At 73.6% G+C, this 22,066-nt stretch carries 20 protein-coding genes and 1 pseudogene; 7 read left to right on the top strand and 14 right to left on the bottom strand.

The genetic code is table 11. The annotated features are described in order from the left end of the window. Positions 1-11 precede the first annotated feature (11 nt). Complete coding sequence (locus ACFV3E_RS14145; protein WP_500534943.1) at positions 12-836, bottom strand: tyrosine-protein phosphatase; 825 nt, start codon at positions 834-836, stop codon at positions 12-14. Positions 837-1,080: 244 nt separating this feature from the next. Between ACFV3E_RS14145 and ACFV3E_RS14140 the strand changes: the two genes are divergently transcribed. Further along, positions 1,081-1,872 carry an SGNH/GDSL hydrolase family protein gene (locus tag ACFV3E_RS14140; protein ID WP_500534942.1) on the top strand — a complete coding sequence of 264 codons (792 nt, stop codon included), beginning with the start codon at positions 1,081-1,083 and terminating at the stop codon, positions 1,870-1,872. A gap of 37 nt (positions 1,873-1,909) precedes the next feature. Here the strand turns inward: ACFV3E_RS14140 and ACFV3E_RS14135 are convergent, their stop codons facing one another. Further along, positions 1,910-2,368: an ATP-binding protein gene (locus ACFV3E_RS14135; protein ID WP_500364187.1), complete on the bottom strand. Its 459-nt coding sequence runs from the start codon at positions 2,366-2,368 to the stop codon at positions 1,910-1,912. A gap of 136 nt (positions 2,369-2,504) precedes the next feature. Between ACFV3E_RS14135 and ACFV3E_RS14130 the strand changes: the two genes are divergently transcribed. After that, on the top strand, positions 2,505-3,371 hold the full coding sequence (locus ACFV3E_RS14130; protein ID WP_500534941.1) for a Sco1979 family transcriptional regulator: 867 nt from the start codon (positions 2,505-2,507) through the stop codon (positions 3,369-3,371). 85 nt (positions 3,372-3,456) lie between these two features. Continuing rightward, positions 3,457-4,263 (top strand): SAM-dependent methyltransferase, encoded by an 807-nt coding sequence (locus tag ACFV3E_RS14125; RefSeq protein ID WP_500534940.1) that lies wholly within the window; start codon positions 3,457-3,459, stop codon positions 4,261-4,263. 21 nt (positions 4,264-4,284) lie between these two features. Here ACFV3E_RS14125 and ACFV3E_RS14120 read toward each other — a convergent pair whose 3' ends face one another. The 6 genes and pseudogenes from ACFV3E_RS14120 to ACFV3E_RS14095 form a co-directional block, all read right to left on the bottom strand. Beyond that, positions 4,285-5,175: an STM4011 family radical SAM protein gene (locus ACFV3E_RS14120; protein WP_500534939.1), complete on the bottom strand. Its 891-nt coding sequence runs from the start codon at positions 5,173-5,175 to the stop codon at positions 4,285-4,287. 11 nt (positions 5,176-5,186) lie between these two features. Next, on the bottom strand, positions 5,187-6,566 hold the full coding sequence (locus ACFV3E_RS14115; protein WP_500534938.1) for an STM4012 family radical SAM protein: 1,380 nt from the start codon (positions 6,564-6,566) through the stop codon (positions 5,187-5,189). Next, positions 6,563-7,372, bottom strand: a complete 810-nt coding sequence (locus tag ACFV3E_RS14110) for an STM4013/SEN3800 family hydrolase (protein WP_500535026.1) — start codon at positions 7,370-7,372, stop codon at positions 6,563-6,565. The genes ACFV3E_RS14115 and ACFV3E_RS14110 overlap by 4 nt, the downstream gene beginning before the upstream one ends. A gap of 1 nt (position 7,373) precedes the next feature. Beyond that, positions 7,374-8,497: pseudogene (locus ACFV3E_RS14105) on the bottom strand (STM4014 family protein). Beyond that, positions 8,478-9,443, bottom strand: coding sequence for an STM4015 family protein (locus ACFV3E_RS14100; protein ID WP_500534937.1), 966 nt, complete (start codon positions 9,441-9,443; stop codon positions 8,478-8,480). Before ACFV3E_RS14100 ends, ACFV3E_RS14105 begins: the two are co-directional and overlap by 20 nt. Positions 9,444-9,450: 7 nt before the next feature. Beyond that, positions 9,451-10,407 carry an STM4015 family protein gene (locus ACFV3E_RS14095; RefSeq protein ID WP_500534936.1) on the bottom strand — a complete coding sequence of 319 codons (957 nt, stop codon included), beginning with the start codon at positions 10,405-10,407 and terminating at the stop codon, positions 9,451-9,453. Between the two features lie 201 nt (positions 10,408-10,608). Between ACFV3E_RS14095 and ACFV3E_RS14090 the strand changes: the two genes are divergently transcribed. Further along, positions 10,609-10,935, top strand: a complete 327-nt coding sequence (locus tag ACFV3E_RS14090) for a DUF8820 family protein (RefSeq protein ID WP_500364173.1) — start codon at positions 10,609-10,611, stop codon at positions 10,933-10,935. 81 nt (positions 10,936-11,016) lie between these two features. After that, positions 11,017-12,045, top strand: coding sequence for a DUF6745 domain-containing protein (locus ACFV3E_RS14085; RefSeq protein ID WP_500535025.1), 1,029 nt, complete (start codon positions 11,017-11,019; stop codon positions 12,043-12,045). On the opposite strand, the gene ACFV3E_RS14080 is transcribed toward ACFV3E_RS14085, so the two are convergent. Further along, positions 12,021-12,944, bottom strand: coding sequence for a carbohydrate kinase family protein (locus tag ACFV3E_RS14080; protein WP_500534935.1), 924 nt, complete (start codon positions 12,942-12,944; stop codon positions 12,021-12,023). The two genes, ACFV3E_RS14085 and ACFV3E_RS14080, sit on opposite strands and share 25 nt — an antisense overlap. A 153-nt stretch (positions 12,945-13,097) precedes the next feature. Between ACFV3E_RS14080 and ACFV3E_RS14075 the strand changes: the two genes are divergently transcribed. Then, positions 13,098-14,294: an RNA-guided endonuclease InsQ/TnpB family protein gene (locus ACFV3E_RS14075; protein WP_500534934.1), complete on the top strand. Its 1,197-nt coding sequence runs from the start codon at positions 13,098-13,100 to the stop codon at positions 14,292-14,294. A 174-nt stretch (positions 14,295-14,468) separates the two neighbouring features. Here ACFV3E_RS14075 and ACFV3E_RS14070 read toward each other — a convergent pair whose 3' ends face one another. The 5 genes from ACFV3E_RS14070 to wecB all read right to left on the bottom strand — a co-directional run bounded on the left by ACFV3E_RS14070 (position 14,469) and on the right by wecB (position 20,566). Continuing rightward, positions 14,469-14,753 carry a hypothetical protein gene (locus tag ACFV3E_RS14070; RefSeq protein WP_500534933.1) on the bottom strand — a complete coding sequence of 95 codons (285 nt, stop codon included), beginning with the start codon at positions 14,751-14,753 and terminating at the stop codon, positions 14,469-14,471. A 117-nt stretch (positions 14,754-14,870) separates the two neighbouring features. Continuing rightward, positions 14,871-17,033, bottom strand: coding sequence for a glycosyltransferase family protein (locus ACFV3E_RS14065; protein WP_500534932.1), 2,163 nt, complete (start codon positions 17,031-17,033; stop codon positions 14,871-14,873). After that, positions 17,030-18,847 (bottom strand): hypothetical protein, encoded by a 1,818-nt coding sequence (locus tag ACFV3E_RS14060; protein WP_500534931.1) that lies wholly within the window; start codon positions 18,845-18,847, stop codon positions 17,030-17,032. The genes ACFV3E_RS14065 and ACFV3E_RS14060 overlap by 4 nt, the downstream gene beginning before the upstream one ends. Next, positions 18,847-19,488, bottom strand: coding sequence for a class I SAM-dependent methyltransferase (locus ACFV3E_RS14055; protein WP_500534930.1), 642 nt, complete (start codon positions 19,486-19,488; stop codon positions 18,847-18,849). The genes ACFV3E_RS14060 and ACFV3E_RS14055 overlap by 1 nt, the downstream gene beginning before the upstream one ends. Next, a complete protein-coding gene (gene wecB, locus ACFV3E_RS14050) occupies positions 19,481-20,566 on the bottom strand; it encodes a non-hydrolyzing UDP-N-acetylglucosamine 2-epimerase (protein WP_500534929.1) in 1,086 nt (361 codons plus the stop codon). The genes ACFV3E_RS14055 and wecB overlap by 8 nt, the downstream gene beginning before the upstream one ends. Before the next feature lie 62 nt (positions 20,567-20,628). Here wecB and ACFV3E_RS14045 point away from each other — a divergent pair, with 62 nt between their 5' ends. Then, positions 20,629-22,059 carry a glycosyltransferase family 4 protein gene (locus ACFV3E_RS14045; RefSeq protein WP_500534928.1) on the top strand — a complete coding sequence of 477 codons (1,431 nt, stop codon included), beginning with the start codon at positions 20,629-20,631 and terminating at the stop codon, positions 22,057-22,059. Positions 22,060-22,066 lie beyond the last annotated feature (7 nt).

The raw sequence follows: 22,066 nt of genomic DNA, 5'->3' as shown, positions 1-22,066 counted from the left end.
GCCGCCTCGTGTCAGGCCGGCTGCGCGCCGTCCAGGAAGAGCGCGCGCAGCCGCTCGCGACGCCCGGGAGTGAGGCCGAGCCCCTCCTCCAGGTAGCGGTCCACCGAGCCCCAGTGCTCCTCGATGGTGTCGAAGGCGGTCTCCAGGTACTCCTTGCGCGCGTCGAAGAGCGGGCCGAGCAGCTCCATGACCTCGGGGGTGGTCGCCGGTTCCGCGTCGTCGCCGCGCTTGATGCGGTAGCGGCGGTGGGCCTCGTTGCTCTTGAGGTAGTCCTCCACGATCGCGCCGCGCTCGACCCCGAGGGCGAGCAGGATGACGGCGACCGAGGTCCCGGCCCGGTCCTTGCCCGCGGCGCAGTGCAGCAGCGCCGGCACCGACTCGTCCTCGGCGAGCAGTTCCAGCATGCGGGCGTGCTCGGCGGTGCGGTCCAGCACGATGCGGCGGTAGGCCTGCACCATGCGCGCGGCGGCGCGGCCCTCGCCGAGGATCTCGCGCAGCGCCGCGATGTCGCCGTCGCGGACCGTCGTCCAGAACTCGGCGCCCGAGGCCGGGTCGCTCAGCGGCATGTTGACGTTCCGCACGCCGGGCAGCTCGACGTCCGGGCCCTCCAGCTTCATGTCGGAGGCGTTGCGGAAGTCGAAGACCGTGTGCAGCCCGAGGGAGGAGAGGAAGGCGGCGTCATCGGCGGTGGCGTGCGCCAGGTGGCCGCTGCGGAAGAGCCGTCCGTACCGCACCCGGCGGCCGTCGGTCGTCGGGAGGCCGCCCACGTCGCGGAAGTTGCGCACCCCGGTCAGCTCGGGTTCCGACGGGGCGGTCTGCGGCGTCTGCTCGGTCACCGGGGCTCCTTCGCTCAGGGGCCGGACGGTGCGGTTCACCGGCGGCCGGACCACTCCCGACCTTACGACACCCCGGGCGCGGCCCGTACCGCCCGGTATGTGATCGCGGGAGGGGCTGTGGGCGGCGGGCGCGACACCGCCGTATTCCGCTTCCGGCGGATCCGGCCGGGTGGGATACATCACCCCCCGTCAACCCTTGGTTACGGTGGCGTAGGCCACTTGAGGAGGTGAAGTATGTGCTGACGTGCCAGACGATTCGAAGAGAAACAACAGTGCCGCCATCGGGTCGTACACCGCCCTGGGGGACAGCTTCACGGAAGGTGTGGGCGATCCGGGTCCCGACGCGACGTTCATCGGCTGGGCCGACCGGCTGGCGGTCCTCCTGTCCGACCGTCGCCCGGAGCACGACTTCCGGTACGCCAACCTCGCGGTGCGCGGCCGCCTGCTCGACCAGATCGTCGAGGAGCAGGTGCCGCGGGCCGTGGAGCTCGCGCCCGACCTCGTGACCTTCTGCGCGGGCGGCAACGACATCCTCCGCCCCGGCAGCGACCCGGACGACGTCGCGGAGCGCTACGAGGCGGCGGTCGCCCGCCTCACCGCCTCCGTCGGCACCGTCGTGCTGTGCACCGGTTTCGACACCCGCGGCATCCCCGTGCTGCGCCATCTGCGCGGCAAGATCGCCACCTACACGGCCCATGTGCGCGCCATCGCCGACCGGTACGACTCCCCGGTGCTGGACCTGTGGTCGCTCCGTTCCGTCCAGGACCGCCGGGCCTGGGACTCCGACCGCCTCCACCTGTCGCCCGAGGGGCACACCAGGGTCGCGCTGCGCGCCGCGCAGGTGCTGGGCCTCGAGGTTCCGGCCGACCCCGACCAGGCGTGGCCGCCGGAGCCGTTCCGCGCGCCCGCCGAGATCCGGCGGGACAACATCCAGTGGGCGCGCGAGTACCTCGTGCCCTGGATCGGCCGGCGACTGCGCGGGGAGTCCTCCGGCGACAACGTGGAGCCCAAGCGCCCGGACCTGCTCCCGCTGTAGCCGGCGGGCCCTGGGCGTACCGCGCGCGGGCGCGGCGTCAGAAGGACGAGGCTCCGGAGGCGAGTTCGGCCCACACGACACGGCCGCCACCGTCGTCGGTGGGCCGGACGCCCCAGGCCTGCGAGAGCGCGCCCACCAGCAGCAGCCCGCGGCCGCCCTCCTCGTCGACGCCCGCCGCCCGCGGCCGGGGCGCAGTCGGCGCGTGCCCCTGGTCGCTGACTTCGAGGCGCAGCCGGGTGCCGTCGTAGCGCAGCCCGCAGGTGATGAACTCACTGCCGGTGTGCATGACGGCGTTGGTGAAGAGCTCGGAAACGATCATCTCGGCGTCGTCGCGGAGTCCCTCGTCCGCCTCCCACTCCCGCAACCGTGCCCGCACGCGATGGCGTGCGTCGGCGACCGAGGACCCGTGAGCGGGCAAACGGAAGAGGTCCTGGCAGCGACGGGCGTCGAGGTCGCCACGGCGCTCTAACCGCAGAGCGTCTGGTGAGGAGGCCACGTCGCTAACTATGCGGTCCCGTTCTCACTGTTGGCAAGATGCGATCTGTAATTTACAGAACGGCCGATGCGCACTGTCGGTTTTCGTTGACGGCATGACACACTGCCTGTGGCAGAGGGGAGTTGGGGAAGTGGTCGTGACGGACGCGCGGTCAGCCGGTGCCCCCACCGTCCTCCGTGTGGTGCTCGGAAAACGGCTCCAGGACCTGCGTGAGAAGGCGGGACTCTCCTTCGAGGACGCGGGCCGGGCGCTCGACGTCACCCACGCCACCGTCCGCCGCATGGAGAAGGCCGAGGTCGGCCTGAAGATCCCCTACGTCGAGAAGCTCCTGCGCACCTACGGGGTCGCCGACCCGGAAGAGGTCGAGGGGTTCCTGGCGCTGGCCCGTGAGGCCAACCAGCCGGGCTGGTGGCACCGCTACCGCGACGTCCTGCCGGACTGGTTCAGCGCCTTCGTGAGCCTGGAGGGCGAGGCCGGTGTCATCCGCGCCTACGAGCCGCACTACGTCCCCGGACTGCTGCAGACCGAGGACTACGCGCGCGAGGTGCTGCGGGCGGGGAACCCGGGCGCCGGCGACGCGGAGATCGAACGCGGGGTCGCGCTGCGCATGGAGCGCCAGGCCCTGCTCACCCGCGAGGACGCGCCGCTGGTCTGGATCGTCATCGACGAGACGGTGCTGCGAAGACCCATCGGCCGTCCGGCGGTCATGCGCGCACAGATCGCCAAGCTGATCGACTCCTGCGCCCTGCCCAACGTACGACTCCAGATCATGCCGTTCACGGCCGGACCGCACCCCGCCATGTACGGCCCGTTCCACATCTTCCGGTTCCAGACGCACGAGCTCCCGGACGTCGTCTACTCGGAAAGCCTGGTCGGGGGCGTCTACTTCGACGACCGCGACGACGTCTCGGCGTTCCTGGAGGCACTGGACCGGATGTGCGCACAGGCCGCACCCACCCAGAGCACCGAGCGGATCCTCGGTGGCATCCACAGGGAGACGTGACCATGGAGCGGACCCACGACGGCGACGAGATGACCGCACCGACCTCGGCCCGCAAGGGTCGCCGGAATCCGAACGGAGCAGGGCGTTGACCGACAAGGGCTTCCCCGCGGAGGAGATCGACACCAGCCGGCCGCACCCGGCCCGGATGTACGACTACTACCTCGGCGGCAAGGACAACTACGAGGCCGACCGCGAGGCGGCCGAGATGGTGATCCGCATGACCCCCGACGCGCGCCCCAGCGCCCGCGCCAACCGGGACTTCATGCAGCGCGCGGTGCGCTACGCGGCGGGGCAGGGCGTCCGGCAGTTCGTCGACATCGGCACCGGCATCCCCACCTCGCCCAACACCCACGAGGTCGCCCGCTCCGTCGTCCCCGAGGCCCGGGTCGCCTACGTCGACAACGACCCCATCGTCGCGGCCCACGCCGGCGCGCGGCTCACCAACACCGGCAACGCGGGCTTCTTCCTCGGCGACGTCCGCGAGCCCGAGACCATCCTGGAGCACGCCACCATCCGGGAGCTGATCGACTTCGACGAGCCCGTCGCCCTGATGCTCGTCGCGCTGCTGCACTTCGTCCGCGACGACGAGGACCCGGCGGGGATCGTGCGCACCCTCACCAAGAACCTCCCGGCCGGCAGCTTCCTGATCCTCAGCCACGGCACGACCGACTTCCACCGGGACGTCGACGCCGACGCCGGTGAGGCGTACAAGAACGCCACCTCCACCCTCAACCTGCGCAGCAAGCCGCAGATCGAGCCCTTCTTCGAGGGGTTCTCCCTGGTCGAACCCGGCCTGGTGCAGGTGCCGCGGTGGCGCCCGGACTCCCCTTCCGCGCAGGAGGGCGAGCACGCCCGCGCAGCCTTCTGGGGAGGCGTCGGCCGCAAGGGCTGACGCGGGGGCGTCGGCCGCCCGCTACGGAATCAGGGAGGGCAGGAGCGGGAGCGGGGTCCGCCCCGGCGGCGGCGCGGCGGGGATCCGCTCCAGGACCCCGCCCGCGAACACGTCGTACAACGGCAGCGTCTCCAGGTGGACGTAGCCGATGTGGCAGTCGCAGACGGCCAGCGGGCACGCGCGCGGGCGCAGGGCCGCGCGGTAGGAGCCGTCGTAGAGGTTGCCCAGTTCCTCGGGGACGAAGTGGCAGCGGCGCACCGTGCCCTCGCCGTCCACCGAGACGACCGACTCGCCCGTGCGGCACGGCAGGCCCGCGCTGCGGTGCGGATGCCGGCTGTACGGGAAGAGCGGGTCCAGCGCGGTCCACCGCGCCGCCTCGGCGTCGGTGTACGTGTGGCCCTCGGCGGCGTTGACCCACAGGTAGACGTGGTCCGGGAGGTCGGCCCGCAGCCGGTCGGCCTGTTCCAGGTGCTCCGGCAGCCCGACCACGCCCACGCTGTGGCGCACGCCGCGGTCCGCGAGCTCGCGGCACTTGGCCAGGAAGCGGTCGTAGGGCGTCTGGCCCGGGTGGAAGGTGCACCACAGGGCGAGCGTGTCCAGGTCGGCCTCGTCCAGCCACTGCGTGCGGCAGCTCAGATTGGTCTGGATCGCCACCCGGCGGACGTGCGGAAGCCGGCTCAGCTCCGCCAGCGTACGCCGGTACCAGGAGCGCACCAGGCCCTCGCCCCACGGCGTGAACAGCAGGGAGAGCCGGTCGTCGGTCCGCCCGGCCGCCCAGCCCGCGAAGCGCTCCAGCGCGGCGCGGTCGGCGGTCAGCTGGGCGCGGCTGTCACGGCGCTTGGCGAAGGGGCAGTACGGGCAGTCGTAGTCGCACGAGGCCAGCGGGCCGCGGTAGAGGATCGTCAGGTCCATGGCGGAGGCGCTCACTTGGGCTCGTAGGCGGCCATGCGCCGGCGGACGGCGGCGGAGAACAGCTCGGGTCCGGCCGCGTCGGAGTGGGCCAGCCCCTGCGGCGACAGCCGCAGCACCTCCGGCCCCGCTGAGGCGTCGATCCAGCCCCGGTCCGCGAAGCGCTCCAGTTCCGCGGCGAAGTCCTCCCCGGGAGCCGTGCCGAACCGGGCCCGGTACTCCGCGACCGGCAGGCCCTCGGCCTGCAGCAGGGACTGCAGCAGATGACGGCGGCGGGCCTCCTCGGCGTCCATCGCCCAGCCGAAGTCGGCGTGGGCGAACTCCCCCGTGGTGCGCGCCGTGTAGTCGTCGATGATGCCGCGGATGTGGTGCATGTCGACGGCGTAGTCGAAGGAGTAGTGCAGCGAGGAGGTGTACGAACGGGCGCCGCAGCCCAGGCCCACCATGCCGTCGGTCTGGCACGCGTAGTCCCCGCCGCCCGTGGTGGGCGCCCCCTCACGGCGGAACATGCGCATCGACACCTGCTCGTAGCCGTGCGCCAGCAGATGGTCGCGGCCGTGGCGGTACAGCCGCAGCCGCTGCTCGTCCCACGCCGCCTCGCCCCGCGCGGCGTCGGCCGCGTGCCGGCCGAGGCCGGTGAGCGGGCGGACGTACAGGGGGTACAGGTACAGCTCCTCGGGCCGCCAGGCGAGCGCCGCGTCGAGGGACTGCGTCCAGGAACCCTCGGTCTGGCCGTCGATGCCGTAGATCAGGTCGATGTTGAGGACGGGGATACCCGCCTCCCGGATCCTGCCCAGCGCCGCCTCGACGTCGGCCCGGCGCTGGGGACGGACGGCGGCGCGCGCCTCGGCGTCGACGAAGCTCTGCACCCCCAGGCTCAGCCGGGTCGTGCCGCGCTCCGCCAGCACCGACAGCCGGTCGGCGGTCGCGGTGGCCGGCGAGGCCTCCACGGACAGCGGTATCGCCCGCAGGTCCGCCCCCAGGCCGTGTTCGGCGAGATCGCAGAGCCGCTCCAGCTCGGCAGCCTCCAGGTACGTGGGAGTGCCGCCGCCGAAGGCGGCGTTGGCGAACCGCGCGCCCTCGCCCAGCGCCTCCCGCACCGCCGCGGCCTGGCGCTCCAGCGCGTCCAGGTAGGCGGTCGCCAGGCCGTCGGGTGCCCCGATCCTGGTGAAGAGGTTGCAGAAGCCGCAGCGGACCTCGCAGAACGGGATGTGGAAGTAGAGGGAGAGCGCGTCCTTCGGCTCGTCCGCCCACAGGTCGCGCAGCCGGGCGTGCTCGCGGGGCAGCGCGCGGTAGGCCGTCTTGTGCGGGTACGCGTACACGTAGTGCCGGTACGGGCGCACGGCGGCCGTGGCCGGGGGCGTGGCGGAGAGCGTCACGTCGGTGCGGGTCATCGGGCGGCCCCGTCGAGGAGGAAGTGGGCGTAGGGCACCGTCCACACGACCTCGTGGCCGATGCGGTGGCCGGTGTGGCCGTCCTCGCCGTACGCCGTGCCGTGGTCGGAGCAGACGACGGCCAGGCACGGACGGCGGCTGGAGACGGCGGCGAAGAGCCTGCCGATGTGGCGGTCGACGTACTCCAGGGCGGCGGCGTGGGTGGCGCGCGAGTCGCCCGCCTCCCGGGTGGCGCCCGGCAGGTGGAACCAGTTGGGCTGGTGCAGCGCCGACACGTTCACGAACAGGAAGAGCCGCTGCTGCGTCGGCAGGGCGGCGACGACCTCCTCGGCGCGGGCCACCTGGGCCTCGAAGGAGGTCGGGGAGGGCACGCCGAACTCCGGCTCCCAGTGGCTCTCCTGGAAGAGGCCGGGCAGCACCGAGCCCAGCGGCGCCTGCTTGTTGAAGAAGCCGACGCCGCCGATGCACACCGTGCGGTAGCCGGCCTCGGCCAGGCCCGACACCAGGTCGGGGGTGTCGTACACGAAGGTGCCGTCCGCGGTGCTCTCGCTGCCGGCGAAGCGCGCCGCGAACAGCCGCGGGTGCGGACCGGGCGTGGTGGGCGTGGGCAGGAAGCCCGCGAAGATCGCCTGGTGGGAGGCGTAGGTGAAGCTGCCGGGCGCGTGCCGGCGTTCCCAGCTGCCACCGGGCAGATGGCGGGCCAGATGGGGGATGCGGCCGGCCGCGGCCAGCTCCTCGGCCACGTCGTGGCGGAGGGTGTCCAGCGTGACCAGCAGGATGTCGTGGCTTCCCACGATCTGGTTCATGTCAAGCGGTGGCGTCATGGTGGTGCTCCTCGCGTCGCGCGCCGTGCATCGCGGCCGGTACGGCGGCGACCTGGGCGGCGTAGGTGTCCAGGCCCTCGGCACCGCTGCCGGGGAGGCCGGTGAGCCGGGGCAGCAGATCCCCGAAGGCGTTGACCTCGCCGACGGCGAAGCGGCGCCAGCCCGTCGCGGGCAGGACGTCCACGCCGACGCAGAGCGTGCCGGGGAAACACGCGGCCGCCCGTTCGGCGGTCGTCAGCACTTCCCCGAAGTCGCCGCCCGCGGCGCGGATCGCCGCGCGGGCCGTGTCCAGGTCGCCGCGGGCGCCGCCGAGGTGCAGGTTCGTCATGGGGTGCGGGCTGGTGCGGACGACGGCGTGCGTGGCGCGGCCCGCGACCACCACCACCCGCAGGTCGGCCGCCCGCCCGTGCTGGGACGCCTTGGGCAGCCAGCGCTCGACGTGCAGCCCGTCCGGGGCCAGCGCGTCCACGAGGGCGGCGACCTCCCGCTCCGTGCGGTACTCGCGTACCCGCAGCGAGTTGAACAGGCGTCCGTCGGCGGTGGTCTCCACCGAGGTCGTGGCCTTGACCCGGCCGGGGCCCGCCATCGCCAGCGCCACCACCCCGGAGGCGGAGGAGCCGTGCGCGGGCTTGAGGAACGCCCGGGAGATCCGGGCGGACCGCAGGCGCTCCCTGAGCTCGGCCCAGCCGCGCACCGGCGGCCCGTCTGGAGCGGGCGGCACCGGGACCCCCGCGGCGGCCAGCCGGGCGTGGCAGCGGCGCTTGTCGAACAGCACGGCGACCTCCCCGGCGTCCGCCGACGGCACCGCACCGGCCAGGCGGGCCGCCTCCGTCACCTCGTGCACCGCGGCGGTGAAACGGCGGTACCACAACGCGGTGCCCTCGACCCTGGCCGGGTCGTCGGCGCCTCGCAGCATGCGGTCGACCTCGGCGTCCTCGCCGGGCGAGTCGACGCGCACGAACTCGCCGGGCGCGAAGGCGTACCGGCCGCGCAGCACGTCGCGCCACGCACCGCGTCGGCGAAGAGGGTCGTCCTGCGGTTGCCGGGGTTGCCGACGACGGCGATCCGGAGCGGACCGCCGGTACCGCTACTCGGAGACGGCGACATAGCGCCACTCCTCGTTCCGCCAGTGATGCGGCTCGCAGTGCTCCGACAGGTCGACCTCGGTGCCCGCGGAGCCCACGACGGCGCGCAGCCGCTCGGCCAGGGCCCCGCTCAGGAAGTGGTGGTGCAGGTCGAGCCGCTTGAGATGGGTGAGGGGCTGGCCGCCCAGCAGCGCCTCGGCGCCGGTGTCGGTGAGGGTGCCCATGGACAGGCTCAGCGTCTCCAACTGCGCGACGACGGGAGCGGAGGCCACGGCCGCCGCGATCTCGTCCTGCAACTCGCTGTCCTGCAGGCCGAGGTGGCGCAGCGCGGGGAAGCGGCCGCCGGCCAGGACCGGCGCGAGGTCGGCGACCGTGGCGTCGCCTCCGTACTGCTCCACGCCGAGCCACAGCTCCAGCCGCTCCAGCGCGGGCAGTTCGCAGGCGCCGACCGCCCGCACCACCGCGCCGGGCAGCCCGCCGGACTCCAGGCGCAGTACGCGCAGCGCCTCGTGACGGACGGGACGCAGCGACAGCGGCTCCTCGCCCAGCCCCAGCGAGTCGCCGCCGCGGACCCCGAACTCCTCCAGCAGCGGAAAGCGTTCGAGGACGGGCGTGACGTCGGTCAGCTGAAGCCAGGAGACCTCGCACTCCTCGCCGGTCACGTCGGCGAGGAACAGGGCGCGCAGCGCGGGGAAACGCTCCGCGTCCGCCAGCACCAGTTCGAGGACGGGACGCAGCTCGGAGTACTCGTCGTCCCACCAGGGGCCGAGGACCAGGGCGCGCACCCGCGTGGTGTCGACCGCCGCGGTGAAGTGGCTCCACAGCTCGGGGAAGGGGATCTCGCCGGCCTCGAAGCAGTCCAGCCGCCAGGCCACGGCGTCGGGCCCGGGCAGCTCGGCCGTGCCGGCCTCGGGCAGCGTGTGCACGCGCAGCCCGTGGAAGGTCTCCAGGTGACGTGTGACGGTCATGACGGCCTCACTCCGCGACGGCGGTGTAGCGGTGGACCTCGCCGTCCCACTCGTCCTCGTCACCGGGTTCCGAGAGGTCGACCTCGACGCCCGAGGGCTCGAGGGCGGCCCGCACGCGCTCGGCGACCGGCTCGGTGACGAAGTTGTGGTGCAGGTCCAGCCAGTTCAGGTGGGTGAGCGGCTGGCCGGCGAGCAGGGCGGTCACACCGTCGTCGGTGAGCACGCCCAGGGACAGGTCGAGCGAGGAGAGCTGGGCCACGACGGGGGCCGCGGCGACGGCGGCGGCGATCTCGTCCTGGATCTCGCTGTTGCGCAGGCCGAGGTGGCGCAGCGCGGGGAAGCGGCCGCCGACCAGGACCGGCGCGAGGTCGGCGACCGTGGCGTCGCCTCCGTACTCCTCCACGCCCAGCCACAGCTCCAGGTGCTCCAGCGCCGGGAGTTCGCTCGCGGCGACACCGCGGACCGCCTCGCCGGGCAGGCCGCCCGCCTCGAAGCGGAGCGTGCGCAGCCGCTGGTGGCGGGTCGCCGGGAAGCGCAGTCCGGTGCCGCCGCGGACGCCGAACTCCTCCAGCCGCGGATAGGCCTCGAGCACCGGCGTCACGTCGGACTGCTCGATCCAGGAGATCTCGGCCTCCTCCATCTCCAGGTCGCCGATGAACACGGCCTCCAGCGCGGTCAGCCGTTCGCGCGCGTCCACGAGCAGCCGCACGAGGACGCCGGAGTCGTTGTCGTAGGGCTCGCCCCACTGGCCCAGGACCAGGGCCCGCACCCCGGCGGGTTCGACCGTCTCCAGGAAGCGGTCCCACAACTGCGCGAAGGTCTCCTTCGCGTCGTCCTCCCAGGGGTTGACGGCCAGCCGCCACGCCACCGCGCCCGCCGCCGGGAGCTCCTGCCGCGCGCCGGGCGCGGGGAAGTCGAAGGCCGGCAGGCCGTTCAGTTCCTGCAGATGTTCGACGTGGGACATCGGTGGTCTCCCGAGGTGGACGGACGCGGTGCCTTGAGTGGTGGTGCCTTGAGCGGTGCCTTGCTCGCGAAGAGTTCTACCAAGCCGCTCCGACAGTGCCTGCCGCGGGCTGTGCACAAGCCGTCGGGGGGCGTTGTCACACCCCCCGCGTAGCGTCGTGGACATCGGGTCGGCGGGTGCCGACGGCGGAGGGAGACACGCATGTACCGGCAGGGGGACGTCCTGATCGTGCCCGTCGCGGAAGCGGCCGTGCCGCCGGGCACGGACCGGATGCCGCGGCAGGCGAGGGACGCGCGGGGCAGGCTCGTGCTGGCCCTCGGCGAGGTGACCGGGCACGCCCACGCGGTGGTCGGGCCGGGGACGCTGGTGCGCGAGACCGGGCCTTTCGGGGCGGCGTACCTCCATCTCCCGGACGGTGGGCGGGTGGTCCACGAGGAGCACGCCGCGATACCGCTGCCGAAGGGGTGGTACCGGGTGGTGCGGCAGCGCGAGTACGCGCCCGGCGCGGTACGCGTCGTGGCGGACTGACCAGGACGGGGGAGCGGAGCGATGACGACGGTGGCGAACACGGGCACGGCCACGAGCACGAGTTCGGGCACGGGTGTGGCGATGGAGCCGGCGCCGGACACGACGGCGCTGTGGCGCGAGGTCGTCGCGGCGACCGGACCCGCGGACCGGACGGCGGCGGAGGAGGGGGTGCGCCTGGCCTACCGGCTGGCGGGGCTGCCGGAGCCGGAACGGATCGTGTGGGCGGCCTCGCCCCTGGAGGCGGTGGTCCTGGCCGTGCGCCTGACGGCGGACGGCACGGCGGGCGGCAGCGTCCGCGACGCCGTGCGGACACGGCCGTGGGCGGCCGCGCGGGAGCGGGTCGCCGACCGGCTCGGACCGGCTGGGTGGGCGGACCACTGGGCCGTCACGGGCGCGCAGTTGTGGGACACAACGGTGCTGCTGACCGAGCGGATACGGACCGCAGTGGTGGACGCCGGACCGGGTGTGCCCGGCGGCGGGCAGGCCGTGCGGCTCGCGTTGCTCGACGCCGTGCTCGGGCAGCACGACGCGGCGTGGCTGGCCGCCTTCGACGGCCAGGAGGGCACGCGGGAGCTGGCCGGGATCGCCGCGGTCGCCCGGAGCGCCGGCTGGTGGTGGCCGTACGAGCGGACGGTGGTCGTCGCCGAACGCCCCCTGGAGTTGCACCGGGACGAGGCGGGCCGGCTCGACCGCGGCGACGGCCCCGCGCTGGCCTACGCGGACGGCTTCGCGCTCCACGCCTGGCGGGGCATGCCGGTCCCCGCCGAGTTCCTCGACGGGCTCGCCGGGCTGACCCCGCGCCGTATACGCGAGGAGGAGAACGCCGAGCTGCGCCGGGTGATGCTGGAGCACTACGGCTACGAGCGCTACCTGGAGGAGTCCGGGGCCGAGCCCGCGCAGCGGGACGCCGCCGGCGTGCTGTGGCGGATCGAGCTGGAGGGGGACGAGCCGCTGGTGATGGTCGAGGTCGTCAACTCCACGCCGGAGCCGGACGGCACCCACCGCACCTACTGGCTGCGGGTGCCGCCGCGGACCCGGACCGCCCGCGAGGGCGTCGCCTGGACCTTCGGACTGGAGGAGGCCGACTACGTGCCGGAGAGGGAGACCTGAGCGGACTCCAGCGTCGCGGCGTCGATGAGGGCGAGGTTGCCGCCCGCCGTGCAGGTGTGGGCACCTGCCGTCGCGCCGAGCCGGGCGCAGGACTCGAAGTCCAGTCCGCGCATGCGCCCGTGGAGGAAGCCGCAGAGGAAGGCGTCGCCCGCCCCGTTGGAGTCCACCACCGGGCCGGGCGGGGTGACGGCCGGGACGTGCCGGGGCATGCTGCCCCCGTCGCGCGCGAGCAGATAGGCGCCGCCCGCGCCCGCGGTGGCGATCACGGCCTGGGCGCGGCCGTCGCGCAGGATCCCGCGCATGATGTCCGCGATGCGCTCGCCCGCTCCCGCCGCGCTGAGGAAGACCAGGTCGGAGCGGTGGGCGAACTCCCGCTGGTGCTCGGCCAGTCCGTCCCAGTCGTGCAGGTCGGTCGAGACGGGCAGGCCGAGTTCCTCGATGTCGTCGTAGAGGAAGCGCGTGAAGTGCGAGATCGACAGGTGCACGTGCCGGGCCCGGCGCAGGTGCGGCAGGTAGAACTCGCGCGGCATCCGCAGGTCCGCCGGGTCGCGTCCGTCGTAGAAGGACATCCGGCGGCCCGTGGAGTCCACGAGGTTGACGGCCCGCCGGGTCCCGGCGGGGGAGATCAGCGGCTCGAAGTCGACGTCGCCCTTGGCCAGGCGCTCCCTGAGCATGGTGCCGATCCAGTCGTCGCCGACGAAGTCGAGGAACTTCACGGTCATGCCGAGCGCGCGGCAGCCCAGCGCCACGTTGCCGCCGGTCTGGCCGGGCCACTCCCGGACCGGCTCCACCCCGAGGGAGTCCACGAGCGGTACGGGCAGGGTGTCCACCCGCACGACGGTGTCCACCCCGGAACCGCCCACGACGAGCACGTCGTACGGCGACTCTTCCGTGGTCATCGAATCTCCTTCGAGGAAACCCCGCCCTTCAGCGGGGAGGAATCGAACCCCTGCGGAGCAGGGCAAAGAGAGCTGGTTCGCCGTCAGGGCGAACAGGTGTCCACTCCCAATTTATCGGCGCAAGTTACAAACTGACGTAATAGTATGTGAGTGATGAAAGTCACCCATGTGAAGCGGGCGTTCAAGTTCCGCTTCTATCCGACCGATGCACAGGCGGCCGAGCTGTCGCGCACGTTCGGTTGCGTGCGGAAGGTCTACAACCTCGCTCTCGCAGCGCGCACCGAGGCGTGGGCGCGGCGGGAGCGGGTGAACTACAACCAGATGTCGATGATACTGACGGCCTGGAAGAAGACCGAGGAACTGGCGTACCTCAACGACGTCTCCTCCGTCCCCCTCCAACAGACCCTGCGCCACCTTCAGACGGCGTTCACCAACTTCTTCGCCAAGCGGGCCAGCTACCCGCGCTTGAAGTCGCGGAAGAAGTCGAGGAAGTCGGCGGAATACACCACCAGCGCGTTCCGGTTCCGGGACGGCCGATTGACCCTGGCGAAGATGGCGCAGCCGCTCGACATCGTGTGGTCCCGGCCGCTGCCCGAAGGCGCGTCGCCGTCCACCGTGACCGTGTCCCAGGATGCGGCCGGCCGCTGGTACGTGTCCATTCTTTGCGAGGACCCGTCCGTTGCGCCTCTGGTCGCGGGCGGCAACGCCGTGGGCGTCGATGTCGGCCTGGACCACCTGCTGACCCTGTCCACGGGGGAGAAGGTTTCCAACCCGCGGCACGAGCGCCGCGACCGCGCCCGACTGGCGCTGGCGCAGCGGCGTTTGGCGAAGAAGGCCCGAGGTGATGGGGCCAACCGTCGCAAGGCTCGGCTGAAGGTCGCCAAGATCCACGCCCGCATCGCTGACCGGCGCCGTGACGGGTTGCACAAGCTGACCACTCGACTCGTTCGTGAAAATCAAACGATCGTGATTGAGGATCTGGCCGTGCGCAACATGGCCAGGAACCGGAGTCTGGCCCGCGCCATCAGCGATGCGTCGTGGGCGGAGTTCCGGAGCATGCTGGAGTACAAGGCCACCTGGTATGGGCGGGAAGTGATCGTGGTCGACCGCTTCTTCCCCTCGTCCAGGCTGTGCTCCGTCTGCGGCACCTTGCAAGGCAAGATGCCGCTGCACGTCCGTACCTGGACCTGCGAATGCGGCACGACCCACGACCGGGACGTGAACGCCGCGCAGAACCTGCTGGCCGTCGGACTGACGGTGTCGGCCTGTGGAGCCGGTGTAAGACCTCAACGGAGAACTCCGAGCGGGCAGTCGGCGATGAAGCAGGAACCCCTACAGCGCGAGCCGTAGGAACCCCTCCCTTCAAGGAGGGGAGAAAGTCAAGTGCACCTCCAGTCACCCCCCGCCACCTCGGCGCCATGTTACGGCCGGGCGGTGTCCCCGGTGTCCGGTCACGGATGTGCTCGGCCGCCCGGGGGGCCCGCTCCTGCCGCATCCTGGTGAAGCGCAGCCCGCACTCCAGGGTCAGCCGGTCGTAGAAGGCGAGGTCGCCGCCTGCGTCCCAGTCGACGGAGCGCTCGAGTTCCAGCAGCTCCTCATGGCGCTCCGCGGCCGGCGCCCCCCGTGCTCCACGTAGGCGCGGGCCCGTCCGGTGTCGACCTGGTGGACGAGGAAGACCCGCAGCAGCGCGTCGTTGCGGCGGTTGCGCTGCGGCTCCCCCTCGGTGAGCCATTGGATCAGCTCCGCGCGGCCCGCCTCGGTGAGGGCATACTCCCTGCGCCCGCATGGCCCCTCGGCGGCGACGGTCACCAGCTCGGCCTCGGCGAGCCGGTTCGCTCCGGGTAGAGCTGGCTCCAGGGGACAGGCCGGACGTCGGCGTGGCTGCCCGCCGGCAGGCAGCCGGTCCGGCGCCCGCCCCCGCGGGCGTCACGGCGCCGAGCCGGTGACCAGCTCCGTCCACGCCGCGCGGACCGTGTCGAGCCCGAAGGACGCGCGCAGCCAGTCGCGGGCTTGCTCGCCCGCCTCCTGCCAGCCGTCGGCCGCGAGCGCCGCGATCGCGTCCGCCATGGCCGAGGGGGAGTCGTGGATCCAGCGGCGCTCGTAGATCGCGTCGGCGCCCGGCCAGGGCAGCAGGGCGGGCACCGCGCCGGAGGCCATGCCCTCGGCGGGCGCGAGGTGGAAGCTCTCGTCGTCGCTGGTGGAGAGCACGAAGCCGATGCGCCGCAGCCAGCTCGCCACGTCGGGGCCGAAGTCGTCGAAGACCACGGCGTCCTCCAGCGGACCGGACTGCACACGGCGCAGCACGGCGTCGTAGTGCGCCCGCTCCTCGGGCTTGTTCCAGATCCACCAGTAGTCCCAGGGCATCTTGGACTTCACCGACAGCCGCCAGCGCGGGTCCCTGGCCCGCAGCGCCTCGAGCACGTCCAGGCCCAGGTCGAGCCGCTTGCGCGAGGGCGCGATGCCGATCATGCCGAGGCGGTAGCGGGCGTCGGGGACCTTGGGGCGGTCCAGCTGCCGGTCGTCGACCCAGTTGGGGACGGTGACGAGCTTCTCCTGCGGCCAGCCGGTGCGTTCCCGTGTGAGCCGGTTGTAGTGCGGGCTGACGCACACGACGCGGTCGACGGCGTCGATGTCGACCTGCGCGGGGTAACCGGCGTACAGCTCGAAGCGGTGGAGGCGCACCAGCAGGCGGGAGCCGCGCCGCTTGTGGCGGCTGTACCAGACGGCCGCCGGCCCGCACCACTCCACGACCACGACGTCGGCCCAGGCGGCGAGTTCGCGGCCGGCGGCCGCGTCGTGCCGGGCCAGTGCCTCCCAGGCGTCGACCCGCACCTCGACCCCGGGCAGGGCCTGGAGGTGGTCCAGCAGACGCGTGAAGAACTTCAGGTCGTGCCCGGCCACGACGACCCGCAGCGGCCGTCCGCGTCCGGCGAGCGCGACCGGTGCCGCCGGCAGCGCCCGTTCGACCAGGCCGCGCAGCCGTTCGGCGGCCCGGTCCAGTGAGAAGTGCGCGGCGGCCTCGCGGCAGCGCCGGGCGGCCGTGCGGTAGGCCTCGGGGGAACGGACGGCGGTGGCGACCGCCTCCGCCGCGTCGTCGAGGGTGCCGCGGCCGGGCACGAACAGCGGGTAGTCGGCGCCGAGCAGCGCCTCGTGCGCCGGCGTGCGGTTGAGCACGACGGGCAGCCCGAGCGTCCCGAACTCCAGTACCTTCGTGGACAGTTCCAGGCTCGCGTCCAGTTCCGGATGACGCCAGCCCAGCCCCAGGTCGCATCCCGCGGCGATCCGCATGGCCTCCTGGCGGGGGGTGCCGCCGTGGTGCACCACGCCGGTCGCGCTCCGCAGCGCACGCTCCATGGCCGCGTGGAAGCCGGGGTGCCGCGGGTCGTCGTGGACCTTGTCGCCGACGGTGTGCAGCTCGGCCCGGATCCCGCGGGCGGCCAGCGCGCCCGGCAGTTCCGTCATCTCCAGGGTGTTCCAGCGGGGCGCGAACTTGCCCGTGTACACCATGCGGACGGGGTCGCGCGCCGCGTCGTGCCCCGGCACCGCGAAGTCCGGGACGGGCACGCTCGGCGGGTACAGCACGCACTTGCCGCACGCGGCCGGCACCCAGGCCTCGATGAAGCAGCGCAACTCCTCGGTCTGGCACAGCAGGTAGCGGGAGGCCTCGGCGATCCGGGTCAGTTCGCCGACCGCCTCGTCCGACATCTGCGCCGCCGACTGCGGGATGTCCGTGAGGTACGCCCAGATCCGCCCGTCGAAGGCGCCGTCGGCGACGACCTGCGCCACCAGCCGGCGACCGCGCAGCACCAGCAGGTCGCACGGCTCCCGCTCGTCCTGCTCGCGCAGCACCCGCGAGGCCTGGACGGGGGACAGGACGTGCCCGGTCGGTACGACGGACACCCCCGGCAGCTGCGCCAGCGGATCGACCAGCCGTCCGGTGCGCACCGGCGCCTTCAGCACCAGCCGGGTCCCGCAGCCCGCCCGCGCCAGCGCCTGCACCGTCGACTGGGCCCACACCGCGGAACCGTCGATGAGGTTGAGGTCCACGTCCCCGTAGACCATCGCCCTGACCGTGCGCGTGCCCGTCATCGGACCTCCTCCGGGCGGATCGTGAACAGCCGTGCCGCCCCGGGGGACGGCCAGAGCGTCCTGCGCAGCAGGGCCGGGCGGAAGCCGTTGACGTGCGGCACGAAGCCCGGGGTGTCCGCGCTGAAGCCCACCGCGTCGGCCCCGGAGCACTCCTGGGCGCACATCAGGTCCAGCAGGTGGACCGCCGGCCGTTCCTCGGCGAGGTCCGACCAGTCCGCGACCCAGGGCGCGCCCGGCCCGTCCGCCGTGGCCCGTACGGTGACCCCGACCGCGGTGAGTTCCGCGTAGGCCGCCCCGGGAACGGGCACCAGCACCTCGGCGGGGCGGAGCCGCTGCGCCATCACCTGCGCGACCAGGCGTGACACCTCGGATCCGTCACGCGGGTCGGCCAGCACGGCCACCCGCCGGGCGTCCAGCGGGTCCGCCGCCCCGGCGATCCGGGCGAGTTCCGACAGCCGGACCCGGGTGGCCCGGGAGGTGAAGATCTCCCGCAGGTCGGCGCGGTCCACCGACGCCGGGTCCAGCCGGGCCGGCTGCACCCCGGTGTCCCCGTCGAGCACGGCGTCCCAGGGGAACGGGGCCAGCCCCGGCGCGGCGGAGGCGGGGGCGTCCCGCCACAGCACGGCGGTACGGCCGAGCGCGTGGACGGTGGCGAGGAGTTCGGCCAGCCGGCGGTCCAGGTCGGGGGCGGTGCCGGTGCCGGTGTGCGCCCACGGCCCGGCGAGGCAGGCGCTGAGCTGCACGACGAGCACGTCCGGGTCGGTGCGTTCGGCGACCTGCCGTGCGTCGTGCGGCAGCACGCGGTTGACGACGGCGTCGTGGGCGAAGTCGGCGGCGGTCGTGGCGTCCAGGACGCCGGCGATGACCAGCCGTTCGCGGGGGCCGGCCGTGAACGCCCGGTGGGCCAGGTGCAGGTGTCCGTCGGCCGCCGGACCGCCCCCGCCCGGTGCGGGGGAAGCGGCGGCCGGCACGCCCGGCCGGGCGGCCGCGGGGCGACCGCCCTTGCCGCGGCCGCGCCACATCCCGTACAGCTCGCGCGGCAGCCGCGTCGAGCCGCGCAAGGGGGAGCGCGCGGCCGAGACCAGCGCTTGGCCGACCCGCAGCGAGGTCGAGCCCTGCAGCATGGCGACCCGGGTCTCCAGCACCCCGATCCGCTCCCTGGCGCGTCGCAGCTCTGCCGCGAGCCGGTCGCGTTCGTGCGTCACGGCCGCCGTCCGCTCGCCGTCCGTGCCGTCCTGCAGCGCCTCCAGCGCGCGCTGGTCCTCCTCGTGCCGCCGCTCCAGCTCCAGCACCCGCGCGCGCTCGGCACGCGAGACGAACTCCGCCAGCACGTACTCGCCGGCCACCCGCAGCGCGGTGCTCTCCCCGCCGGGCACGGGCCGCCCGGCCGGGTCCAGGAGCGGCAGCAGCGCCTCGGTGCAGGTGAACACCGCGCCGCCGTGCAGGTGCAGGTAGGCCAGGCCGGCCGCCCGCAGCACCTGGCAGCGGTGCGCCACCAGGGCGTCGAGCAGCCGGTGGTACGGCAGTTCGGCACCGGTGTGGCCGAACACGATCAGGCCCTTGCCACCCGGGCGCATGCGCCGCAGCGCCGCGAGGCACGCGTCCTCGTCGCCGTGCCGGGTGGGGTCGGGGCCGTAACTGAGCAGGGCCAGCCGTCCCTCGCCGACCGGGTCGTGGTCACCGGCCTGCGGGGGGCACAGCCGGACGCCGCCCGGCAGGTGCAGGTACGGCTCGAGCGGGATGCCTCCGCCGGTCGCGTCGACGACCTCGGTCACCCCGTCCAGGTGCGGGTGGAGCAGATCGAGAAGGCGCATCAGGAGGTCCTCGTGAAGACGTGGAAACCGACCCTGTTCTCCCGGAAACCGTACGGCGTGAAGCCGCCGTACCGCAGTCCGAGCGGTTCGACGGCGGCGCGGTACTCGGCCGCAGGGCGGTGCAGGATGTAGTCGCCGCGCGCCACGCGCCCGGGCGCGTCCTCGTCGGTGACGACCAGCCGGCCGGTCAGCCGGACGAGGGAGGCGAGGTTGACCAGCGCGGCCCGCCAGGCGGTGTCGTCGAGCACGTGGAAGAGCACGTCCACGGCGAGCACCACGTCGTACAGCCACGGGCTCCGCCACGCCGACAGCTCCGCCACCGCGTAGCGGGGGCCGCCGCCGAGCGCGCGGCCGTGGTCCACCGCCGAGGGGCTGGCGTCGATCGCGTCGACGAGGTGGCCGCAGCGGGCCAGGGCCCGGGCGAAGTGGCCCTTGCCGCAGCCCGCGTCGAGCACGAGCAGCGGGTCGTTGGCGCGTTCGAAGTCGCCGGTGATGCGCAGCACCCCCGCGACGCGCAGCGCGTAGAAGATCTCGTTGCCCGGCCGGTCGAGGCCGATGTGGCCGCCGGAGGCGAGGTCGTCGTGCTCGCGGTGGCGGTTGTCCCAGTACGCGAGGGGGTCGTCCAGGCGCGGCTCAGACATGGTGGTCCAGCCACTCGGTGATGACGCGGGCGATGCGGGGCCCCGAGCGGCCGTCCCACAGCGGGGGGCCCTCGGGGGCGCGGGCCTCGCCGTCCAGCGCCTTGAGCAGGGCGGGGACCAGCCCGTCGGGGGCCACCAGGCGGTTGGTGCCGTGGGTGACCGTCACGGGCCGCTCGGTGTTCGGCCGCAGCGTCAGGCAGGGCACGCCCAGGACGGTGGTCTCCTCCTGCACTCCGCCCGAGTCGGTGACCACCGCGGCGGCGCCCCGCAGCAGCCCCATGAACTCCAGGTAGCCGAGCGGCTCCAGGATCCGGATGCCGGGCGTGTCGCCGAGCCCCGCCGCCTCCAGCGCGGCCCGCCCGCGCGGGTGCAGCGGGACCGCCAGCTCCAGGTGTTCCGCCGCCTCGCGCAACGCCGCCACGGCGGCGGCCGCGGCGGCCGGGTCGTCGACGTTGGCGGGACGGTGCAGCGTGACGACGCCGTAGCGCCCGCGCAGCCCGTGGGCGGCGCGGGCGGCCTCCGGGTCGAACCGCGGCAGGTGGGCCATCAGGGTGTCGATCATCGGGTTGCCGACGAAGTGCACCCGGGCGGTGTCCACGCCCTCGTCCGCCAGATGGCCCACCGCCTCCGGGCTGGTGACGAAGAGCAGGTCGGCGAGCTGGTCGGTCAGCCGCCGGTTGACCTCCTCCGGCATCGTCATGTCGAAGCTGCGCAGGCCCGCCTCGACGTGCGCCACGGGCAGCCCCAGTTTAGCGGCGACCAGGGCGGCGGCGAGCGTGGAGTTGACGTCCCCGTAGACCGTGACCAGGGCGGGCGCCCGGGCCGACAGCTCGTCCTCCAGGGCGGTCAGCAGGGCGGCGGTCTGCCGGGCGTGGCTGCCGGAGCCGACGCCGAGGTCCACGTCCGGCTCGGGCAGGCCGAGCTCCCGGAAGAAGACGTGCGACATCCGCTCGTCGTAGTGCTGTCCGGTGTGCACCACCGACTGCGGCTGCCCGGCCTCGCGCAGCGCGGCGACGACCGGGGCGGCCTTGACGAAGTTGGGCCGGGCGCCGACCACGTGGACTACCGAGCCGAGCACGGTGCCTCCCGTTCACTTGCCGTGCTTAGGGTGGGATTGTGCGTCGTCGTACTCTTCGTGCCTTGATTCTCGCCGCCTCCGTGGCAGTCCGTCATCTGCGGGACGACCCGGTGCGCGCGGCGTCCCTTGCCCTGAGGGTCGCCCCGGGGCCGGCCCGGCGGCCCGCCCGGTGGGCGCTGGCCCGGCTGCCCGAGCGCGATCCGCACCGCGTACGCGGCGGTGCCACCGCGTACGGGCCGCGGGGTGTGCCCGCCCCGGCCGGCGTGCCGGGGACGGCGGTGCCCGGGCGGGTGCTGCACCTGGTCACCAACTCCCTGCCGTACCGCAACGCCGGCTACACCGTCAGGACGCACGCCATCGCGCGCGCCCAGCGGCAGGCGGGCCTGGACCCGCAGGTCGTCACACGGCTGGGCTTCCCCGTGGCGCAGGGCGTCTGGGACGGACGGCCGGCGCAGGTCGTGGACGGGGTGCCGTACCACCGCCTGCTGCCGGTGCGGATGCCGGGGACGCCCGAGGCCGCCCTCGCCCGCAACGCCGAGCTCGCCGCCCGGCTCGTCGAACGGCTCCGCCCCGCGGTCCTGCACGCGGCCACCGATCACCCGAACGGCCGAGTGGCGCTCGCACTGCGCGAATCGTTCGGCCTGCCGGTCGTCTACGAGGTGCGCGGCTTCCTGGAGGAGACCTGGCTGACGCAGGGACCCGGGCGTGACCGTGACAGCGCGTCGTACCGGGAGCGGCGCGCCCTGGAGACGCACTGCATGAAGGCCGCCGACCTGGTGCTCACCCTCGGCGAGGCCATGATGGCGGAGATCGTCTCCCGGGGGGTGCCCGAGGAACGGGTGCGGGTCGTGCCCAACGCCGTGGACGACGTCTTCCTGCAGCCGCTGCCCGACCCCGGTGACCTGCGCACCCGTCTCGGCATCGGCCCGGACGAGATGGTCGTGGGAACGGTCTCCACGCTCACGCCCCACGAGGGCATCGGCACCCTGCTGCGCGCCGGGGCCGTACTGCGCCGCCGGGGGGTGCCGCTGCGCCTGCTGATCGTGGGGGACGGCCCGCAGCGGCCCGCGCTGGAGCGGCAGGCGGCCGGGCTCGGCCTCGGCGGGAGCGCCCTGTTCACGGGCCGTGTGCCGTACGCCGAGGTGCGCGCCCACCATGCCGTGCTGGACGTCTTCGCGGTGCCCCGGACGGGAGAGCGGGTGTGCCATCTCGTGACCCCTCTCAAGCCGGTGGAGGCGATGGCGAGCGGTCTTCCCCTCGCAGCAAGTGATGTCACGGCGATGGGGGAGCTGGTCGAAGACCAGGTGAACGGACGGCTAATTCCGTCAGGAGACGTAAATGCCTGGGCAGATGCGCTCGAAATATTGCTCTATAGTCCAAATCAACGGCGGATGATGGGCGACGCCGCCCGCGCACGAGTGGCCCGTGACCGTACGTGGGCCCACATCGCGGGGCGGACGCGCGACGCCTACCGCGGTCTGGGGGCCGTATAGCGCTCTG

This window comes from Streptomyces sp. NPDC059718 (genome assembly GCF_042733315.1).
Classification (GTDB): Bacteria; Actinomycetota; Actinomycetes; order Streptomycetales; family Streptomycetaceae; genus Actinacidiphila.
The sequence above is the reverse complement of the archived record's forward strand: the minus strand, read 5'-3'. Positions and strand labels throughout refer to the sequence as shown.

Excerpts from the sequence above, each read along its gene's own strand:
- ACFV3E_RS14120 (WP_500534939.1), bottom strand. The coding sequence starts at position 5,175 with ATGGACCTGACGATCCTCTACCGCGGCCCGCTGGCCTCGTGCGACTAC.
- ACFV3E_RS14115 (WP_500534938.1), bottom strand. The coding sequence starts at position 6,566 with ATGACCCGCACCGACGTGACGCTCTCCGCCACGCCCCCGGCCACGGCC.
- ACFV3E_RS14110 (WP_500535026.1), bottom strand. The coding sequence starts at position 7,372 with ATGAACCAGATCGTGGGAAGCCACGACATCCTGCTGGTCACGCTGGAC.
- ACFV3E_RS14100 (WP_500534937.1), bottom strand. The coding sequence starts at position 9,443 with ATGACCGTCACACGTCACCTGGAGACCTTCCACGGGCTGCGCGTGCAC.
- ACFV3E_RS14095 (WP_500534936.1), bottom strand. The coding sequence starts at position 10,407 with ATGTCCCACGTCGAACATCTGCAGGAACTGAACGGCCTGCCGGCCTTC.
- ACFV3E_RS14090 (WP_500364173.1), top strand. The coding sequence starts at position 10,609 with ATGTACCGGCAGGGGGACGTCCTGATCGTGCCCGTCGCGGAAGCGGCC.
- ACFV3E_RS14085 (WP_500535025.1), top strand. The coding sequence starts at position 11,017 with ATGGAGCCGGCGCCGGACACGACGGCGCTGTGGCGCGAGGTCGTCGCG.
- ACFV3E_RS14080 (WP_500534935.1), bottom strand. The coding sequence starts at position 12,944 with ATGACCACGGAAGAGTCGCCGTACGACGTGCTCGTCGTGGGCGGTTCC.
- ACFV3E_RS14075 (WP_500534934.1), top strand. The coding sequence starts at position 13,098 with ATGAAAGTCACCCATGTGAAGCGGGCGTTCAAGTTCCGCTTCTATCCG.
- ACFV3E_RS14065 (WP_500534932.1), bottom strand. The coding sequence starts at position 17,033 with ATGACGGGCACGCGCACGGTCAGGGCGATGGTCTACGGGGACGTGGAC.
- ACFV3E_RS14060 (WP_500534931.1), bottom strand. The coding sequence starts at position 18,847 with ATGCGCCTTCTCGATCTGCTCCACCCGCACCTGGACGGGGTGACCGAG.
- ACFV3E_RS14055 (WP_500534930.1), bottom strand. The coding sequence starts at position 19,488 with ATGTCTGAGCCGCGCCTGGACGACCCCCTCGCGTACTGGGACAACCGC.